This is a genomic window from Enterococcus sp. DIV1337a (genome assembly GCF_051712285.1).
GTDB lineage: Bacteria > Bacillota > Bacilli > Lactobacillales > Enterococcaceae > Enterococcus > Enterococcus faecalis.
This window is the reverse complement of record NZ_JBIOOP010000001.1, coordinates 1,113,258-1,130,677: the sequence shown is the minus strand read 5'-3', so window position 1 is coordinate 1,130,677 and position 17,420 is coordinate 1,113,258. Positions and strand designations below refer to the sequence as shown.

The following is a 17,420-nucleotide window of genomic DNA, read 5'->3' as shown; positions in this document are numbered from 1 at the left end:
TTATTTATAAAAAAGTTTAGCAAGCGCTTCAAGAGAGGCACTTGCTAAACTTTTTTCTCACTGTTATTGATTGATCACTTTGACTAGTTCTTCAAATAATAATGCACTAGAAGCTGCGCCTGGATCAATATGACCAATTGCTCGTTCCCCTAAATAAGAGGCACGTCCTTTTTTCGCCACCCAATCTTTTGTTGCTTCAGCAAATTGTTCAATTTTTTCTTCATTAAATTGTTCCGTTCCGATTACTTCAGCAACAGGTGCCCAGACATCAACCATCGTTTTATCTCCTGGTTCAGCTTTGCCACGCATCTGAACCCCAGCTAGACCTTGCTGAACAATTTCTTTTAATTGCTCTGGCGAACTGATGGTTTCCAAATCTTTTGTCGCTTTAGTCATATTCATAAACGCAGTCCCATATAAAGGGCCAGAAGCTCCGCCAACTTTTGAAATCAAGGCCATAGATAAAACTTTAAATGTCTCCGTGATTGTTGTTGGTACTTTTTTGTCAAACGCAATTTTGTATTCAGCCATACCACGAGCCATGTTGTTGCCATGATCCCCATCACCAATCGGCGTATCTAATTCACTTAAATAGTCTTTTTTTTCTTCAATAACTTTTGAATAATTGTCTAACCATGTTTGAATGTCTTTTACTGTTAATTCCATCTTTTATCACCCTTACCAAGAAATTGTTGTTACATTGCTTTCTAGCGCTGTTTGCCAGTCTTTTGTCGCCAAGTCAATCATCGTTAGAGATAATCCTTGCATGTCAATGGACGTCATATAGTTACCCACTTTATGGAAGGTCACTTGAACACCTTTGTCTTCTAATAATGTTAGCACATCGTTCATAAATACAAATTGTTCCATTAATGGCGTGCCACCCATACCATTGACAAGTACCCCCACTGTTTGTGGTGGTTGTTGATAGCTACTTAATGTTTTTTCAACTAATTCTTTCGCTAACTCTTTTGATGGTTGGATTTTTTCACGGCGATAGCCTGGTTCTCCGTGAATCCCTACGCCAAATTCAATTTCATCTTCTGGTAAAGTAAAACCTGGTTTGCCAACTTCAGGCACAGTGGCTGCTTTTAAAGCCACTCCAATGGTTTTCGTGGCTGCTACAATCTTTTCTCCTAAAGAAACGAGCTCTTCTAATGAAGCACCTTGGCGGGCATGATGTCCTAAAATTTTATGAACAAGAACAGTCCCGGCAACTCCTCGTTTTCCAGCGGTATAGGTGCTATCTTCGACAGCAATATCGTCATCAACAACGACCATTTCTACATGAATGTCTTCCATATCAGCCATATCTTTGGCCATTTCAAAATTCAAAATATCGCCTGTATAATTTTTTACGATTAACAGAACACCTGCCCCTTGATCTGCCGCTTGGATTCCTGTTAAAATTTGATCTGGTGTTGGTGAAGTAAAGACATCCCCTAATACTGCGGCATTTAACATCCCAGCACCAACAAACCCAGCATGTGCAGGCTCATGACCACTTCCACCACCAGATACTAACCCAACTTGTTTGTTTGAGTCGTTGCGAGCAATCACGCGAGAATCTTCGACTTGATGAACAAGGTTTCCATAGCTTTTCACAATTCCTTGGAGCATTTCTTCGACAATTTTTCCAGGTTCATTAATAATTTTTTTCATTTAGTTCCACCCTTTCTTACCAGCATTTTGAGCTTCTGCTAAAATTTGCGTCAAATCATCTGAGACACCTGCAGTAATTGCTGCCGCAAAAGCCCCTTCAACCAGTGGTGCATCGACTAAATGATAGTGTTTCTGTTGGTCTTCTTCTAGCATATCAAAAGCTAATTCTGAACTTAAAACGGCACTGCCTAAATCGGCAAAAATTAAAAATTCTCGGTCAGAGTCCGCTTCGTTAATCGTATCAATGATTTTCATTGGATCTGAACCTAATGAACCATCCGATGTGCCACCAAGTGAATGAATCGTAATTTCTTCACTGGCGTTCATCTGTTCAATCATCTCTTTAATACCATCTGTAATCATTTTGCTATGTGAAACGAGTAAAATATCTGCTTTCATGTGGACACTTCCTTAATCTAATTTATGTCTTGTTTTATATTCTTGTCCGACTTTATCTGCAACAATGATTGCATTCGCTACTTCTTCAACGACAATTGGAAATGGCATTGAATGAATTGATTCTTCTGGAATGCAAGCAATTTTGGCTACTTCCAACGCTTCTTCATAAGTGATTTCATCGACACCAATGTCTGAAAGCGTTAATGGTAAGCCTACAGAAGCGCTAAAGTCTAAAACAGCTTCTAATTCGTCTTTTGCTGCATCTTCTAATACAAGTTGTGCAATCGTTGCAAAGGCTACTTTTTCACCATGTAAATAACTGTGCGCACCAGGTAAGACTGTCATACCGTTATGAATCGCATGCGCTGCAGCTAAACCGCCACTTTCAAAACCTAAGCCTGAAAGTAAGATATTTGTTTCGATAATCTTATTCAATGATTCAGTAACCACGTTTGCATCACAAGCTAATTTCGCTTTTAACCCATCTTCCTGGAGATTTTCCCAGCAAAGTTTTGCCATGGCCAAAGCTGCATATGTGCCGCTAGCAGCGGGCGTTAAGCCTTCTCTTGAACCCATTGGCAAACTAGCATTAACCCGAGAATATGAATTGTGTGTTGCGCGTGCTTCAAAATATGTGGATAAGGCATCCCCCATTCCGGCAACTAAAAATCTAGTTGGCGCTTTGGCAACCACTTTTGTATCAACCATCACGACGCTTGGACTTTGTTTAAAGTAAGCATAATCATCAAATGAGCCATCTTCATGATATAGTACAGCTGAATGCGAAGTTGGTGCATCTTGAGCCGCAATCGTTGGTACAATAATTAAATTTTCACCTTCTGCTACGACTTTTGAAGCATCGATTGCTTTACCGCCACCTAAACCAATGATACAGTCTGCTTGTTCTTTTTGTCCAACGTTTTGCAAGCGCTTTGATTCTTCCCGCGTTACTTCTCCACTAAAGCCACCCTCTACGAAGGTAATGTCAAACTTTTTCGCTGTTTCTTCCAATTGCGGACGTACACGATCAACGTCAGCAGGATTTGCAATTAGTAACGCTTTTTTTCCAAAAGTTGAAACGAAGTAACCTAAGTTTAGTAATTCATCTTCCCCTTGAACATATTTCGTTGGTAAAATCAATGCTTTTCTCATGTTGATAGCCTCCTATATTTTGTTTACATACATAGTATAAAACGCTTTCATCCAAAAAGCATTGAACTTTTGGTATCGTTTTCTTACAAAAAATGATAGAATTATTTTGTGAAATAATAAAATATTATGATTTTTAAACTTTAGATTGAAGGATTGACTTATGACTGTAGAATTAAAAAATATTTTAGATTTAGAAAAGTGGGAAAAATTGCAAGAATCATTGGCCTTAAGCACTCGTTTAGCTATTATTTTAGTTGATTATAAAGGTCGACCGGTGACGAAACATAGTCAAGTTCAACCCTTTTGTCAACTGGTACGTCACTCCCCTGAGCTCTCGAAACTTTGTGAAAAATGTGATGCTCGTGGTGGCTTAGAAGCTGTTCGCACTGGTCAGCCTTTTATCTACCGCTGTCATTTTAACATCGTTGATATGGCCATCCCCATTATCGTTGATGACCAATATGTGGGAGCCATTATGGCTGGTGAAGTTTTGCTCGAAGATCATCAAGAAGAGTTAGAACAGGTTTTAACCATGAATGATGCCTCCATTCAAAAATTTTTAGTAACACATCAAGAGCTGTATCAACAATACCCTGTTTTAGAACTAGCAGACTTAGAGAAGAGCGCGACATTAATCGCAGATTTAAGCCAATATATTATTTCTGAAGCCATCAAAAAAGATTATTTAATCAACACTTACAAACAATCCTTACAGATTAGTTCGCGAAAAGAAGAGCTGGAACCATTGAACATGATCCAAAAAGATATTCAACAAACTTTATTAACTGCTCAATTAACTCCTTCAAGCGCCTATCAAACTAAAAATAAGCAATTACAACCAGTTTTAGATGCCCTTTGGGAAAACAAATCGCTGCGTCTAAATTTACAAGAACTGGCAGACCTTGTTCATTTGACACCGACGTATTTAAGTCGTTTATTAAAAGAGGAGTTTGGTATTCCCTTTAGTCAATTTTATCGACAATTAAAAATCACATGGGCTAAACAGCTTCTTTTGGAGACAGATAAAACGATTGCCCAAATCAGTGAAGATTTAGGCTTTGTTGAAGATAGCTATTTTGTCCGTATCTTTAAACAAGAAACGGGTGAAACACCCCTTAAATACCGTAAAAGAAAGAACAGAGCATAAAAAAACAACGACTCCTAGAAGTCGTTGTTTTTTTACACCTTTTGCTCTTGCTGTGGCTAATGCAACAAGTACAAAAAGCGCATTATATCTGTCGTGCGACAAAGTGATACTATTAAATATGAATTGGTAAACCTAAAGCCAATTCAGCTGTATCCATAGTAATTTCGCCCAATGATGGGTGTGGGTGGATTGTTAAAGCAATGTCTTCTGCATTCATGCCAGATTCAATAGCTAGAGCTAATTCAGAAATCATGTCACTAGCCCCGACACCGGCAATTTGTGCACCGATGATGACATTGTCTTCCACAGTTGTAACTAAACGCATGAATCCTTCAGTTTTATCTAAAGAGATTGCACGGCCGTTACCAGCAAATGGGAATTTGTAGCCTTTTGCTTCGATTCCCGCTTCTTTTGCTTCTGCAACAGTCATACCAACGCTTGCCAATTCTGGATCAGTAAAGGCAACGGCTGGCATTGCTTTGTAATCAACTGCAACTTTCTTACCAGAAATTGCTTCAGCAGCAATTTTTGCTTCGTAGCTTGCTTTATGCGCTAACGCAGCACCTGGTACGATGTCGCCGATTGCGAAAATGTTTTTCACGTTTGTACGTCCTTGGTTGTCAACTGGGATTAAACCACGTTCGCCAATTTCAACGCCCGCTTGTTCTAAGCCTAAGTCGTCTGTGTTTGGACGACGTCCAACAGTGACCATTACGTAATCTGCTTCAACACTTTCTTCTTTTCCATTAACTTCATATTTAACAGTGACGCTATCGCCATTGTCAACAGCTTCTTTAGCCATTGCTGAAGTCACGATTGTTACGTTTTTCTTCTTGAAGTCGTCTGTGACAACTTTAACCATGTCTTTTTCATAAGTTGGTAAAATTGATGGGCTGCCTTCTAAAATTGTTACTTCTGAACCTAAGTTAGCATAAGCGCCACCTAATTCAGCACCGATGACGCCGCCACCGATAATAACGAATTTTTTAGGAACTTCTTTTAAGTTTAAACCGCCTGTAGAATCTAACACGCGTCCGCCAAATTTGAATCCTGGGATTTCAATTGGACGAGAACCTGTTGCTACAATAGCATTATTGAATGAGTAAGTTTGTGCTGAGTCTGGGTGAATAACACGCAATGTATTTTCGTCAACGAAGAATGCTTCGCCTTCAATAATTTCTACTTTGTGTTTTTTCAATAACATGCCAACTCCGCCTGTTAATGATTTAACAACTGTGTTATCTTTCCAGTCTTGTGTTTTTGCAAAGTCTAATTCGACTCCTTTAGCTGTTACACCAAAAGTTGAAGAATCTTGTGCTTCTTGGTAATGATGTCCAGCAGCAATTAAAGCTTTTGAAGGAATACATCCAACGTTTAAACAAACGCCTCCGATGTATTCACGTTCGATAATCGCAACTTTTTGACCCATTTCTGCGGCACGAATTGCAGCAACGTATCCTCCAGGTCCAGCTCCGATTACGACTGTATCTAGTTCAATGGCGAAATCTCCTACTACCATTTGTTAATCATCCTTCCATTAATAGTAATTCTGGATCAGCTAATAAGCGTTTAATGTTGTTCATTGCTTTTTGAGCAGTTGCGCCGTCAACGATACGGTGGTCAAAGCTTAATGATAATTTCATCATGCGTCCCACAACGATTTCGCCGTCTGCATTAACAACTGGTTCTTGTGCAATTGTACCAACGCCTAAAATAGCAACTTCAGGGTAGTTGATTACTGGTGTAAACCAGCCGCCACCGACTGAACCAATGTTACTAATTGTGATTGTGCCATCACGCATATCTTGTGCAGTTAATTTACCTTCGATAGCCAATGCTGCTTTTTCGTTGATTTCATCAGCGATAGCAAACATGCTCTTCGTATTAGCATTTTTAACATTTGGTACATATAAGCCATGATCTGTATCAGTAGCGATACCAATGTTAAAGTAATTTTTGTAAACAATTTCTTGTGCTGCATCATCGATTGATGCATTCAAGATTGGGAATTTTTGAACAGTTGAAGTCAATGCTTTTACAACGTATGGTAAGAATGTTAATTTTGTACCATTTGCAGCAGCAACATCTTTAAATTTCTTACGGTGATCCCATAATTTAGAAACTTCTACTTCATCATGTAATGTTACGTGAGGAGCAGTGTGTTTGCTGTTAACCATTGCTTTAGCAATTGCTTTACGTGTTGGTGTCATTTTTTCACGTGTTTCCATTTCGCCTAAATCAGAAGTAAAGGCTTTTGGCGCTGCTTTAGGTGCAGCTGCTTCCGCTTTAGGTGCTGCTTCTGTTGCGGCAGCTTCAGTAGCTGTTGCTGCTTGAGAACCACCAGAGACAAAGGCATCAATATCCGCTTTAATGACACGGCCACCTTTACCAGTTGCAGTTACTTGTGTAATATCAACGTCTTTTTCACGCGCATACTGACGAACAGATGGCATTGCTAAAACGCGTTTGTTTGGATCAGCGGCTGCAACTACACCTGTTGAAGCGGCTGGAGCTGATGCTTCCGCTTTAGGAGCTTCAGTAGCTGGTGCTGCGGCTGCCGGTGCTGCTGAATTATGACCAGGTGCGTCAATTTCAACTAACACGTCACCAACGTTTGCAACTGTTCCTTCTGGTACAACGATATTTTTTACAGTACCTGTTACTGGTGATGGAATTTCTTCTACTGATTTGTCATTTTGTACTTCTAATAATGAATCATCTTCATTAATTGTGTCGCCAGCTTTAACGAACCATTTAACGATTTCGCCTTCGGCAATTCCTTCACCGATGTCTGGTAATTTGAATTGGAAAAATCCGCCAGCTGCTTCTGTTGTTGGTACAGCAGCAGGTTGTGCTGGTGTTTGTTCTTGTGCAGGAGCTGCTGGTGCTGCATCGTTATCTTCGTGACCAGGTGCATCGATTTCGATTAACACGTCACCAACGTTTGCAACTGTTCCTTCTGGTACAACGATATTTTTTACAGTACCTGTTACTGGTGATGGAATTTCTTCCACTGATTTGTCATTTTGCACTTCTAATAACGTATCGTCTTCGTTGATTGTATCGCCAGGTTTTACAAACCATTTAACGATTTCGCCTTCGGCAATCCCTTCACCGATATCCGGTAATTTAAACTGATAAGCCATTTTTTAAGTCTTCCCTTCTTCGTTGGATCTGTCTATTTTCTTAGGAGCAAAACGCGGGGAAACGACTATAGTAGCTGAACATTTCATGCCTATAGCCGTATTCCACCTGTTTAATTCTTCGTTTATCTACTTCGAATAACTATTAAAATTCGACGATTTCTCTAGCTTTTGCTTCGATATCTTTCGCATTTGGTAACCAGATATTTTCTGCTTGTCCGAATGGGAAGATTGTATCTGGAGCAGATACACGTCCGATTGGTGCTTCTAATGATAATACGGCACGTTCAGAAATTTCAGAAACAACCATAGCGCCAACGCCAGCTTGTTTTTGTGCTTCTTGAACGACAACCACACGGCCAGTTTTTTCAACAGAGTTAATAATTGTTTCCACATCTAAAGGAGCCACTGTACGTAAGTCAATGATTTCTGCTGAAATATTGTCTTTCGCTAAGCTATCAGCTGCTTTAATCGCTTCACGAACCATAGCGCCGTAAGTGATGATTGATACGTCTGTTCCTTCACGAGTTACAGCCGCTTTATCTAAAGGCACTTCATAAGCTTCGTCTGGCACTTCCTCACGGAATGAACGGTATAATTTCATGTGCTCTAAGTAGACAACTGGATCGTTGCTACGAATAGATGAAATTAATAGTCCTTTTGCATCGTAAGGGTTTGATGGAATAACAACACGAACGCCTGGTGATTGTGCGATTAATCCTTCTAAGTTATCTGAGTGAAGTTCTGGTGTATGAACACCACCACCAAATGGGGCACGAACAGTAATTGGCATATTACGAGTTCCACCCATACGGTAACGCGTACGAGCCATTTGACCAACGATTTCGTCAAATACTTCAAAAACGAAACCAAAGAATTGGATTTCAGGAACTGGACGGTAACCTTGCAAGGCAAGACCGAAAGCCAATCCACCGATACCAGATTCAGCTAAAGGTGTATCGAAGACGCGATCTTCACCAAATTTTTCTTGTAAACCTTCAGTTGCACGGAAAACCCCACCGTTGTTACCAACGTCTTCACCGAAGATTAAGACATTTTCGTCTTTCTCTAATTCAAGAGCTAAGGCATCTGTAATTGCTTGGATCATAGTTTTTTGTGCCATTTTTATTTCGACTCCTTCGCTTCATAAAATGCAATTTGTTCTTTAATTGTTTGAGGTTGAACTTCAAACATATTTTTCAAGAAATCAGAAACTTTTTGTTTTGGCGCTTTATCCGCTTCTGCAATCGCTACTTTGATTTCTTCTTTTGTTTTTTCAATAATTTCTTCTTCTTTTGCTTCAGACCATAAGCCTTTATCTGTTAGATATTTACGGAAACGAGTCAATGGATCTTTTTGTACCCATTCGTCATCCATTTCTTTTGAACGGTAACGTGTTGGATCGTCTCCAGATAAAGTATGTGGACCATAACGATAAGTTAATGTTTCAATTAAAACTGGACCGTTTCCGGCAGCTGACCAATCGCGTGCTTCTTTTGCAATTGCGTAAACTGCTAATGGATCCATACCATCAACTTGAATACCAGGAATTCCTGCTGCAACAGCTTTTTGAGCTAAAGTTTTAGCCGCTGTTTGTTTTTCACGAGGTGTAGAAATCGCAAAACCATTGTTTTGGATAATGAAGACACCGTTTGCTTGGTAAGCACCAGCAAAGTTAATTGCTTCATAGAAGTCCCCTTGTGAAGAACCGCCGTCACCAGTATAAGTGAAGACAACATTTTCTTTTCCACGTTTTTTCAATCCTAAAGCAACACCAGCTGCTTGGATGTATTGAGCACCAATGATAATTTGTGGTGGTAATGCATTTAAATCTTCCGCGTAGTAGTTCCCTGCTACGTGACCACGAGACCATAAGAAAGCTTCTTTTAATGGTAAGCCATGTTGTACTAATTGAGGTACATCACGGTAACCTGGTAATAAGTAGTCTTCTTTTTCCATTGCAAATTGACTTGCCAATTGGCTTGCTTCTTGTCCAGCTGTTGGTGCGAAGAATCCTAAGCGTCCTTGACGGTTTAATGCAGTAGAACGTTGGTCTAACACACGAGACCAAACCATGCGTGTCATTAATTCAACTAATTCCTCATCCGATAAATCAGGTACTAAATCTTCATTCACAATTTTTCCATCTTGATCCAAGATTTGGAAAGTTGGGAAATCAGCGTCGACTTTAGCCATTAGCTCTTTAAAGTCAATAGGTTTTTGTTTCTTAGCCTTTGCCATTTTGTCACACAATCCTCTCTATTACGTTTCTTTAATTTCGACAAAAGTAAAACAGAGTGCGAAACTGTATTACTTTTTATCGACTACACTTAACAAATTATCACTAAATTCGAAAAAGCGCAAGAAAAAAACTCTAATTTCTTCATTTTTTCACAAAAGAGTAAAACCGCATGTTTTTGCGGTTTAGTGATAATTTTCACAAACAAGAAAACGGTTTCTGTTTCACACTTCTTCTGTACTATTTTTCTCCCAACTGTTATATTCTATTTCGAAAATATTATATAACAGTTCCGTTAATTCGAGCCCTCTCATCTCTGAGCTGGCTAGTAATCTGATTTCCGAACTTTGGGTTTTCATGAAAATTATCTTGAAAAAATCAAAAAATAAAAACCGCCAGCCGAATAACCTATTCAGCATGCGGTTTTTTATTTTTTAGAAAACAAAGTTTTTTCGTTAATTTTTATTTTTTTTGGTTTGTTTTTTTTCCAAATACTTTGCCTTAGGTTTTATCACGAACATTCATTGCGTAAAATCACCAAATTTTCGCAAAATGAGTAATACAGCTTAGCAAATTCTTTTCTCTTTCAGTAGATTTTACTAAATCCATTCCTTGGTAATTTTAATATATAAACGTTTAGCTACTTCAACAGTTAACATGTAAGCAATGATGATTACAAAGAACCATGGCCAGTAGTTAGCTGGAAGTTTCACAAAGTCAAAAACCTCTCTTATAGGCGTTGCTACAATCAAGAAACCGAGTAAAATTGCGCCTAAACTACTTAACATCACAGGCATTGACGCACGACTTTGAATGAATGGTATTTTCCGCGTCCGGACCATATGAACAACTAACGTTTGACTAACAAGTCCCACCATAAACCAACCTGTTTGGAATAAATGTTGAGTGGCCAAACTATTGGCGCTAAAGACAAACCACATGACAAGATACGTTAGAATATCGAAAATACTACTTACCGGGCCAATACATACTGTAAATTTCGCTAGGCCGTTCGTTTCCCAACGAACAGGGCTTAATAACTCTTCTTCATCGACATTATCCCAAGGAATTGTCAACTGAGCCACATCATAAATCAAATTTTGAATCAAGAGTTGTAAGGAAAGCATTGGTAGAAATGGTAAAAAGGCACTGGCTACTAAAATTGAAAAGACATTCCCAAAATTAGAACTGATGGTAATTTTAATATATTTCATCATATTGCTAAATACTTTTCGTCCTTCAATCACACCAGATTCCAGTACATTTAAACTTTTTTCCAGTAAAATAATCGAGCTAGCATCTTTAGTAATATCAGCTGCAGTATCTACTGAAATGCCCACATCAGCTTTTCGCAATGCTGGTGCATCGTTAATGCCATCCCCCATAAAACCAACCGTATGACCTTTCGCTTGTAGCAATTCAATGATTTTAGATTTTTGCATCGGATTTAATTTGGCAAATAAATTAGTTTCTTCCACTTGCGCCCGCAACTCTTCATCTGTCATTGCTTCAATTTGAGAACCTAATAACACATGGGAAACTTCAATACCTACATCTTTACAGACTTTTTTGGCGACAATGTCATTATCGCCCGTTAGCACTTTCACGTTGACACCATGTTCATGTAAGGAGCGGATAGCGCTGACAGCTGACTCTTTTGCTGGATCAAGAAAACCCATAAACCCAATCAATGTCATCTCTTTTTCATCTTCAACTGAATAAACTGCTTCTTTATGGACATCTTTTTTTACAGCTACCGCTAACACACGCATCCCTTGTTTGTTCATTTGAACATTCACTCGGCGTAGTTCTTCTCGTACAGCAGTGCTTAATGGCACAATTTCGCCATTAATTTGCGCATGCGTGCACACTTCTTCCATTTCTTCCACGGCGCCTTTCGTAATCATCAATTGATGATCATCTGCATTCACGACAACCGTTAAGCGACGTCTGGAAAAGTCAAAAGGAATTTCATCAATTTTAGTGACATTTTTAAACGGCGTTTTCCATTGATGCTCTTCATAAAAATTAATAACGGCAATATCCATTAAATTTTTCCAACCTGTTTGATAAGAAGAATTTAAGTAGGCTAAATTTAGAACCTCGTCACTCAAATCACCTAATGGATTCAAATGCTGAACCAAAACTACACGATCTTCAGTAATTGTTCCAGTCTTATCTGTACAGAGCACATCCATACCACCCAAATTTTGAATAGCTGCTAATTCTTTAACAATGACTTTATGTTTCGATAAAGATAACGCACCTTTAGCTAGGTTACTCGTAACAATCATTGGTAACATTTCTGGTGTCAAACCAACTGCAACAGCAATCGCAAAGAAAAACGCTTCGCCCCAAGCACCTTTAGTTAAACCATTAATCAAGAAAACGATTGGAAACAAAATCATTACCATTCGTAATAAAAACTTACTGACTTTTGCTAAGCCTAAGTCAAAACTAGTTTTTCCTCGTTGTGTTGTAGCATTTTTAGCAATATCCCCAAAAAATGTATGTTGCCCAGTTTTTAAAATAATCGCTTTTCCTTGTCCACTCAAGACATCCGTGCCCATAAACACTAGGTCTTGCATATCTAATGCAGAAACCTCTGTTTGTTGGCGATCAACACCTGCATCCACAAATTTTTCGACAGGCATGGATTCGCCTGTTAACGAAGATTGATTAACGAATAAATCTTTGGTCCAAATCAACACGGCATCTGCAGGAATCATGTCTCCTGTAGCTAAAGTTACAATGTCTCCTGGAACAATTTCGTCCATTGGAATTTCTTTCGTAATTCCTTCCCGTGTCACTGCAGCGGTGTTTTCAATTAATTCTTTTAAATCCAAACTCGCTTTTTGAGAACGATATTCTTGTATAAAAGCAATCAAGACACTGGCTAAAATCATCACGCCCATCACGATAGCGGCTTCGAAATCTTTCGTTAAAGTTGAAACGACCATCAATAAGGCTAAGACATAGACAAACGGATCTTTGAATGCACTTAAAAATAAAATAATTGCTGGGGTTGGTTTTTGTGCAGAGACTTCATTTGGTCCAAATTCCTCTAATCTTTTTTCAGCATCTTCATTTGAGAGTCCTTTTTCGGATGTCCGTAATTCCATCATTAATTCTCGTTCAGAAAGCAACGCCAATTTACGTAATTCTTGATCTTTGGTTGCTTTTCTCATATCCATTGTTTTTTTGTTCATCATTTTCTTTTCCTCCAAGGTTGTGGTCACCTGCTGAAAAGAGCGCTAAAATCTTCTCCTTTCGTTGGTGACTGTATTTTGTTTCTCTGTTCACTTCCAGGGTCTTCCATGACAGTCATCCTTTCTTTTTCTTATTTATACTTCCAGTGAATAATTGCTTTTTTGCCAAACACACAAAAAGGACCTACTCAACAATAGAGTACGTCCCAAAATACTATCTTTAAATAAGATTCTCTATCGTTGAGCTTTAGCACTATAGGGCGTAGATAACATGTATCAGCTACATTATGAATAACCTTCACGATTATTCCTGTTCAACCAACTAAGGGTCTCTCGATCCTTTCGCGGCAGCAGCATTTGTTCAAATAGGAGCCTCACCTAACAATTATTCAGTTTTTATCCACTTCTTATAATAGAGGAGTTTGACATTCTTGTCAAAAGATTTATGACTTTTTTGTTATAAATAAAAAATAACTATTTTAAAGTTTCTTTTATTTCTGCTTTTCGCTCAGGAATAAACCACATGATTAAAACAATCGTATCAATAATCAGGACAGCGATTGGCGCTACCAGTTTGCCCACAATCAACGCAATAATATTCAACACAATCGAAAGCGTTAATTTGGGATAGTGGCCAAACAAACGTTGTACTTCAGATTTGGGCCCATTTGCCTGAATCAATGCCCGCACCACTAGATAATAAGCAACATCAGCTCCTAATACTACTAAACCATATAAAGCTTGTGGCGGCCAAGAAAACGGATGTTCACCTACCCAACCAGTAACAAACGGGAAAAACGTTAACGTCAAAATTAAAAAATTATTCATCCAAAGGACACGTCCATCAATTTTACGGACACTTTGAAATAAATGATGATGATTGTTCCAATAAATTAATAAAGTAACAAAACTAATTAAATAAATAATGATTTTGTGTCCAGATTGGGTCAAAGCAGACCAATCTGCTTTTTCCGGAATTTTTAATTCTAAAATTAATAACGTTAAAATAATCGCAATGACTGCATCTGTAAATGCTTCTACACGTGTTTTCGGCATCATTTCCCCTACTTTCATAAAATTAAATAACTTACCCAAAGTAAGTATAACGCATTTCTGTAAAAATTCAATTATTTATGAAGTCTCTCGGTTGTTGAAGTTCCTAAAAACGAGTGCAAGAGTCCCACTTAAAAGTAAGGCTCTTACACTCGTTTATAGAACGAATCAGTTATTGGAAGACGCCTGCTTGATAAGGTGCTAACTGCATCCGTTTTTCCACTGTAAAATCTTGATTTCCTAACAATTGTTGCCACTTTCTGCCCAGCAATTTATTCGGCAAGTCAAATTGGCACTTTTCTCCACTTAAATTAACAATCACTAACGCGGTTGCCTCGGTTGTTTTTCTTAAAAAAGCAAAAACAGACGGATGATTTGGCGCTAATAGTTCAAACTGTCCATCTGTAAAGACTGGATTTTCTTTCCGCAGCACAATTAACTTTTTATAATAATTCAACACGGATTGCGCATCCGTTTCTTGATCAGCAACATTTATTTCTTTAAAATTGGGATGAATTGCTAACCACGGCTGCCCCGAGGTGAAGGAGCTCGCTTCTTGACTCGTCCACTGCATAGGCGTACGCGAATGGTCCCGCGTCCAATGCCCTACTTCTTTTAATGCTTGTTTTGCATCGTAGCCACTTTCTATAAGCAAACGATAATGGTTATGAGAATCTTTAGCATCTAACTCATCAATCTGTTGAAATGGATAATTAACCATACCAATTTCCTGTCCTTGATAAATAAACGGCGTCCCTCGCAAGAGCAAGGCGATTGTTCCAATCGCCTTAGCAGAACGAGGGGTTTCATTACCTAAAATTGAATTGATTCTGGGATTATCATGATTTTCTACATATAATGCATTCCAGCCTTCTATCCCTAAATGCTTTTGCCAGCGAGCCATTACTTTTTTATAGCCTAAAACATTTAACCGTTCTTCTCCTGGCTTTCCTTCTCGAACATTGTGTTCCAATTCAAAAATCATATTCAGATAGCCCGCATCATTGGTCCATTCCACCGCTTTCTTACTTGAAACGCCACTAGCTTCACCCACTGTCATGATGTCATACTCAGCAAAAATAGCTTTCAAATCCAGCATATAGTCTTCAATGCCTTTTACATTCATAAAGGGAGCCCATGGATTCGTGGTAATCTTAAAATCCCAAGGTTCTTTTTGGATATGACTAATCGCATCTAATCGGAAACCATCAATTCCCAAATCTAACCACCAGCGAATCATCGCATAAATCTCTTCACGAACTTTAGGATTTTTCCAGTTCAAATCAGGTTGCTCTTTGGCAAACACATGAAAATACGCTTGCTTTGTACCCGCGTCATAGGTCCAAGTCGAGCCACCAAAAAAGCTTTGCCATTCATTCGGCATACGATCTGGTGTCGCATCGGCCCATAAATAATACTCGCGATACGGATTATCTAAACTTTTTTTCGCTTCAACAAACCACGGATGTTGATCACTGGTATGATTGACCACCAAATCAAGAATAATCTTCAAACCTAATTGATGTGCTTGGTCCAAAAGTTCTTGAAAATCTTCCATCGTACCCAATTCTGGCTGAATCCCTTGATAATCCGCAATATCATAACCATTGTCAACGTTTGGCGAAGTGTAAATCGGATTTAGCCATAAAAAATCGACCCCTAGTTCTTTTAAATACGGTAATTTCTCAATAATTCCTCGCAAATCACCAATGCCATCCCCGTTGCTATCTTTAAAACTCCGAGGATAAATTTGATAACCGACAGCATTTTTCCACCATTGTTCCATCTTATTGACTCACTTTCACAACAAATGCTTGCCAAGGCGCTAACGAATAGTCTGCTAAAGCAGTGACATCTGTCGGCATATTTTCAATCATTACTTGTTCTACATGAACGTCTGCAGAAAATGGCTGAACTTTGTCAGAAAAGTTCGTTACAACAAGCCAACGTTCCTCACCATAGGCACGATAAAAACTGATCACTTCATCCACTGTTTCCAGCAATTCAAAGTTGCCCCAAACAATTAAAGGATGTTCTTTTCTCAAACGAATCATTTCTTGGTACGTATAGAATAGTGAATTTTTATCTGCCAAAGCAGCAGCGACGTTAATCGTTTGATAATTGGAGTTAACATCAATCCAAGGTGTACCCGTCGTAAAGCCAGCATTTTTTTCAGCTGTCCACTGCATAGGCCGGCGTGCATTGTCACGACCTTTAGTATTAATTTTCAGCAAAATTTCTTCTTTAGAATATCCTTTTTCTAGATACTCATGGTACATGTTAATCGTTTCGATATCCCGCGCTTCACGAATATCTGTAATCGGCGTATTGGTCATACCAATTTCTTCCCCTTGATAAATATAAGGTGTGCCTTTCAGCATGTGCAGTAAAATAGCGAATAACTTACTACTTTCCAACCAATGTTCCTGATCATTTCCCCAACGTGAAATCATTCTTGGTAAATCATGATTATTCCAAAATAAAGAATTCCAGCCATCATTTCCTAATTCTGTTTGCCATTTTGCAAAAACCTGTTTCAATTTGGCAACTTCCATTGGTTGGAGGTCCCATTTTTCTTTACCTGGTTGTTGATCCAAGCTCATATGTTCAAACTGAAAAATCATGGATAATTCATGACGCTCTGGACTAGAGTACATTTTCGCAATTTCAGGTGTGGCCCCCCATGTTTCGCCTACAGTTAACAGCTCTTTACCACCAAATGTCGCGGCGTTCATTTCTTGTAAATAACGATGTAAATGAGGTCCATTCGCGGTGATCTCTTCTCCTGGAATTTTACCCACTAAGTCAATTACATCTAAACGGAAACCGCCAATTCCTTTATCAATCCAAAAATTCATCATCTCGTAAACCGACTGACGCATTTGTTGGTTTTCCCAATTTAAATCTGGTTGTTTTTTACTAAACAAATGTAAATAGTATTGCCCACTCGCTTCATCAAACGTCCACGCAGAACCCGAAAATGCAGATTTCAATCGGTTAGGTACACCGCCATCTGAAGCAGGGTCCGCCCATACATAATAGTCTCGATATGGGTTCTCCTTGCTTTTTTTCGCTTCAATAAACCAACGATGTTCATCTGATGTATGGTTAACCACTAAATCCATAACAATTTCAATCTTTCGCTTTTTCGCTTCCTCAATTAGACGATCCATATCCGCCATCGTACCAAATTCTGTCATAATCGCTTCATAATCAGAAATATCATAACCATTATCATCATTAGGCGATTGATAAACTGGTGATAACCAAATAGCCCCAATGCCTAACGTTTCCAAATAATCCAATTTTTCAATAATTCCTGGTAAATCTCCAATCCCATCTCCATCGGTATCCTTAAAACTGCGAGGATAAATCTGATAAACAACGACTTCTTGCCACCAATGTTTTTCCATTCT

13 protein-coding genes and 1 riboswitch are annotated in these 17,420 nt (G+C 38.7%); of the genes, 1 reads left to right on the top strand and 12 read right to left on the bottom strand.

All coding sequences use genetic code 11. The features are described from left to right. Nucleotides 1–63 precede the first annotated feature (63 nt). Genes dhaL through IGL49_RS05505 form a run of 4 tightly spaced genes read right to left on the bottom strand, consistent with a single transcriptional unit; the run spans nt 64 to nt 3,213 of the window. Nucleotides 64–666 (bottom strand): dihydroxyacetone kinase subunit DhaL, encoded by a 603-nt coding sequence (dhaL, locus tag IGL49_RS05520; RefSeq protein ID WP_104854575.1) that lies wholly within the window; start codon nt 664–666, stop codon nt 64–66. Nucleotides 667–678: 12 nt separating this feature from the next. After that, the gene (gene dhaK, locus IGL49_RS05515; protein WP_104854576.1) at nt 679–1,662 is read right to left on the bottom strand and encodes a dihydroxyacetone kinase subunit DhaK; all 984 of its coding nucleotides are present in this window, start codon (nt 1,660–1,662) and stop codon (nt 679–681) included. Then, on the bottom strand, nt 1,663–2,061 hold the full coding sequence (dhaM, locus tag IGL49_RS05510; protein ID WP_002357762.1) for a dihydroxyacetone kinase phosphoryl donor subunit DhaM: 399 nt from the start codon (nt 2,059–2,061) through the stop codon (nt 1,663–1,665). Between the two features lie 12 nt (nt 2,062–2,073). After that, nucleotides 2,074–3,213, bottom strand: coding sequence for a glycerol dehydrogenase (locus tag IGL49_RS05505; protein WP_104854577.1), 1,140 nt, complete (start codon nt 3,211–3,213; stop codon nt 2,074–2,076). A gap of 160 nt (nt 3,214–3,373) precedes the next feature. Here IGL49_RS05505 and IGL49_RS05500 point away from each other — a divergent pair, with 160 nt between their 5' ends. After that, complete coding sequence (locus IGL49_RS05500) at nt 3,374–4,360, top strand: PocR ligand-binding domain-containing protein (RefSeq protein ID WP_104854578.1); 987 nt, start codon at nt 3,374–3,376, stop codon at nt 4,358–4,360. 112 nt (nt 4,361–4,472) lie between these two features. Here IGL49_RS05500 and lpdA read toward each other — a convergent pair whose 3' ends face one another. The 8 genes from lpdA to IGL49_RS05460 form a co-directional block, all read right to left on the bottom strand. Then, complete coding sequence (gene lpdA, locus IGL49_RS05495; RefSeq protein WP_002357765.1) at nt 4,473–5,879, bottom strand: dihydrolipoyl dehydrogenase; 1,407 nt, start codon at nt 5,877–5,879, stop codon at nt 4,473–4,475. 7 nt (nt 5,880–5,886) lie between these two features. Beyond that, nucleotides 5,887–7,506: a dihydrolipoyllysine-residue acetyltransferase gene (locus tag IGL49_RS05490; RefSeq protein WP_104854579.1), complete on the bottom strand. Its 1,620-nt coding sequence runs from the start codon at nt 7,504–7,506 to the stop codon at nt 5,887–5,889. Between the two features lie 142 nt (nt 7,507–7,648). Continuing rightward, a complete protein-coding gene (locus IGL49_RS05485) occupies nt 7,649–8,626 on the bottom strand; it encodes an alpha-ketoacid dehydrogenase subunit beta (protein ID WP_002357767.1) in 978 nt (325 codons plus the stop codon). A 2-nt stretch (nt 8,627–8,628) separates the two neighbouring features. Beyond that, nucleotides 8,629–9,744 carry a pyruvate dehydrogenase (acetyl-transferring) E1 component subunit alpha gene (pdhA, locus tag IGL49_RS05480; protein WP_104854580.1) on the bottom strand — a complete coding sequence of 372 codons (1,116 nt, stop codon included), beginning with the start codon at nt 9,742–9,744 and terminating at the stop codon, nt 8,629–8,631. Nucleotides 9,745–10,341: 597 nt separating this feature from the next. Next, entirely contained in the window at nt 10,342–12,954 is a 2,613-nt protein-coding gene (gene mgtA, locus IGL49_RS05475) for a magnesium-translocating P-type ATPase (RefSeq protein WP_104854581.1), read from the bottom strand. Nucleotides 12,955–13,176: 222 nt separating this feature from the next. Continuing rightward, a riboswitch (M-box (ykoK) riboswitch) is annotated at nt 13,177–13,344 on the bottom strand. Between the two features lie 81 nt (nt 13,345–13,425). Continuing rightward, entirely contained in the window at nt 13,426–14,007 is a 582-nt protein-coding gene (locus IGL49_RS05470; protein WP_104854583.1) for a TMEM175 family protein, read from the bottom strand. A gap of 169 nt (nt 14,008–14,176) precedes the next feature. Further along, nucleotides 14,177–15,790: a glycoside hydrolase family 13 protein gene (locus IGL49_RS05465; RefSeq protein ID WP_104854584.1), complete on the bottom strand. Its 1,614-nt coding sequence runs from the start codon at nt 15,788–15,790 to the stop codon at nt 14,177–14,179. 1 nt (nt 15,791) lies between these two features. Next, complete coding sequence (locus tag IGL49_RS05460) at nt 15,792–17,417, bottom strand: glycoside hydrolase family 13 protein (protein ID WP_104854585.1); 1,626 nt, start codon at nt 17,415–17,417, stop codon at nt 15,792–15,794. Nucleotides 17,418–17,420: the final 3 nt, after the last annotated feature.

Bases quoted from the DNA above. Each gene is read 5' to 3' on its own strand.
- dhaL (WP_104854575.1), bottom strand. From the start codon at position 666: ATGGAATTAACAGTAAAAGACATTCAAACATGGTTAGACAATTATTCA.
- dhaK (WP_104854576.1), bottom strand. From the start codon at position 1,662: ATGAAAAAAATTATTAATGAACCTGGAAAAATTGTCGAAGAAATGCTC.
- dhaM (WP_002357762.1), bottom strand. From the start codon at position 2,061: ATGAAAGCAGATATTTTACTCGTTTCACATAGCAAAATGATTACAGAT.
- IGL49_RS05505 (WP_104854577.1), bottom strand. From the start codon at position 3,213: ATGAGAAAAGCATTGATTTTACCAACGAAATATGTTCAAGGGGAAGAT.
- IGL49_RS05500 (WP_104854578.1), top strand. From the start codon at position 3,374: ATGACTGTAGAATTAAAAAATATTTTAGATTTAGAAAAGTGGGAAAAA.
- lpdA (WP_002357765.1), bottom strand. From the start codon at position 5,879: ATGGTAGTAGGAGATTTCGCCATTGAACTAGATACAGTCGTAATCGGA.
- IGL49_RS05490 (WP_104854579.1), bottom strand. From the start codon at position 7,506: ATGGCTTATCAGTTTAAATTACCGGATATCGGTGAAGGGATTGCCGAA.
- IGL49_RS05485 (WP_002357767.1), bottom strand. From the start codon at position 8,626: ATGGCACAAAAAACTATGATCCAAGCAATTACAGATGCCTTAGCTCTT.
- pdhA (WP_104854580.1), bottom strand. From the start codon at position 9,744: ATGGCAAAGGCTAAGAAACAAAAACCTATTGACTTTAAAGAGCTAATG.
- mgtA (WP_104854581.1), bottom strand. From the start codon at position 12,954: ATGATGAACAAAAAAACAATGGATATGAGAAAAGCAACCAAAGATCAA.
- IGL49_RS05470 (WP_104854583.1), bottom strand. From the start codon at position 14,007: ATGCCGAAAACACGTGTAGAAGCATTTACAGATGCAGTCATTGCGATT.
- IGL49_RS05465 (WP_104854584.1), bottom strand. From the start codon at position 15,790: ATGGAACAATGGTGGAAAAATGCTGTCGGTTATCAAATTTATCCTCGG.
- IGL49_RS05460 (WP_104854585.1), bottom strand. From the start codon at position 17,417: ATGGAAAAACATTGGTGGCAAGAAGTCGTTGTTTATCAGATTTATCCT.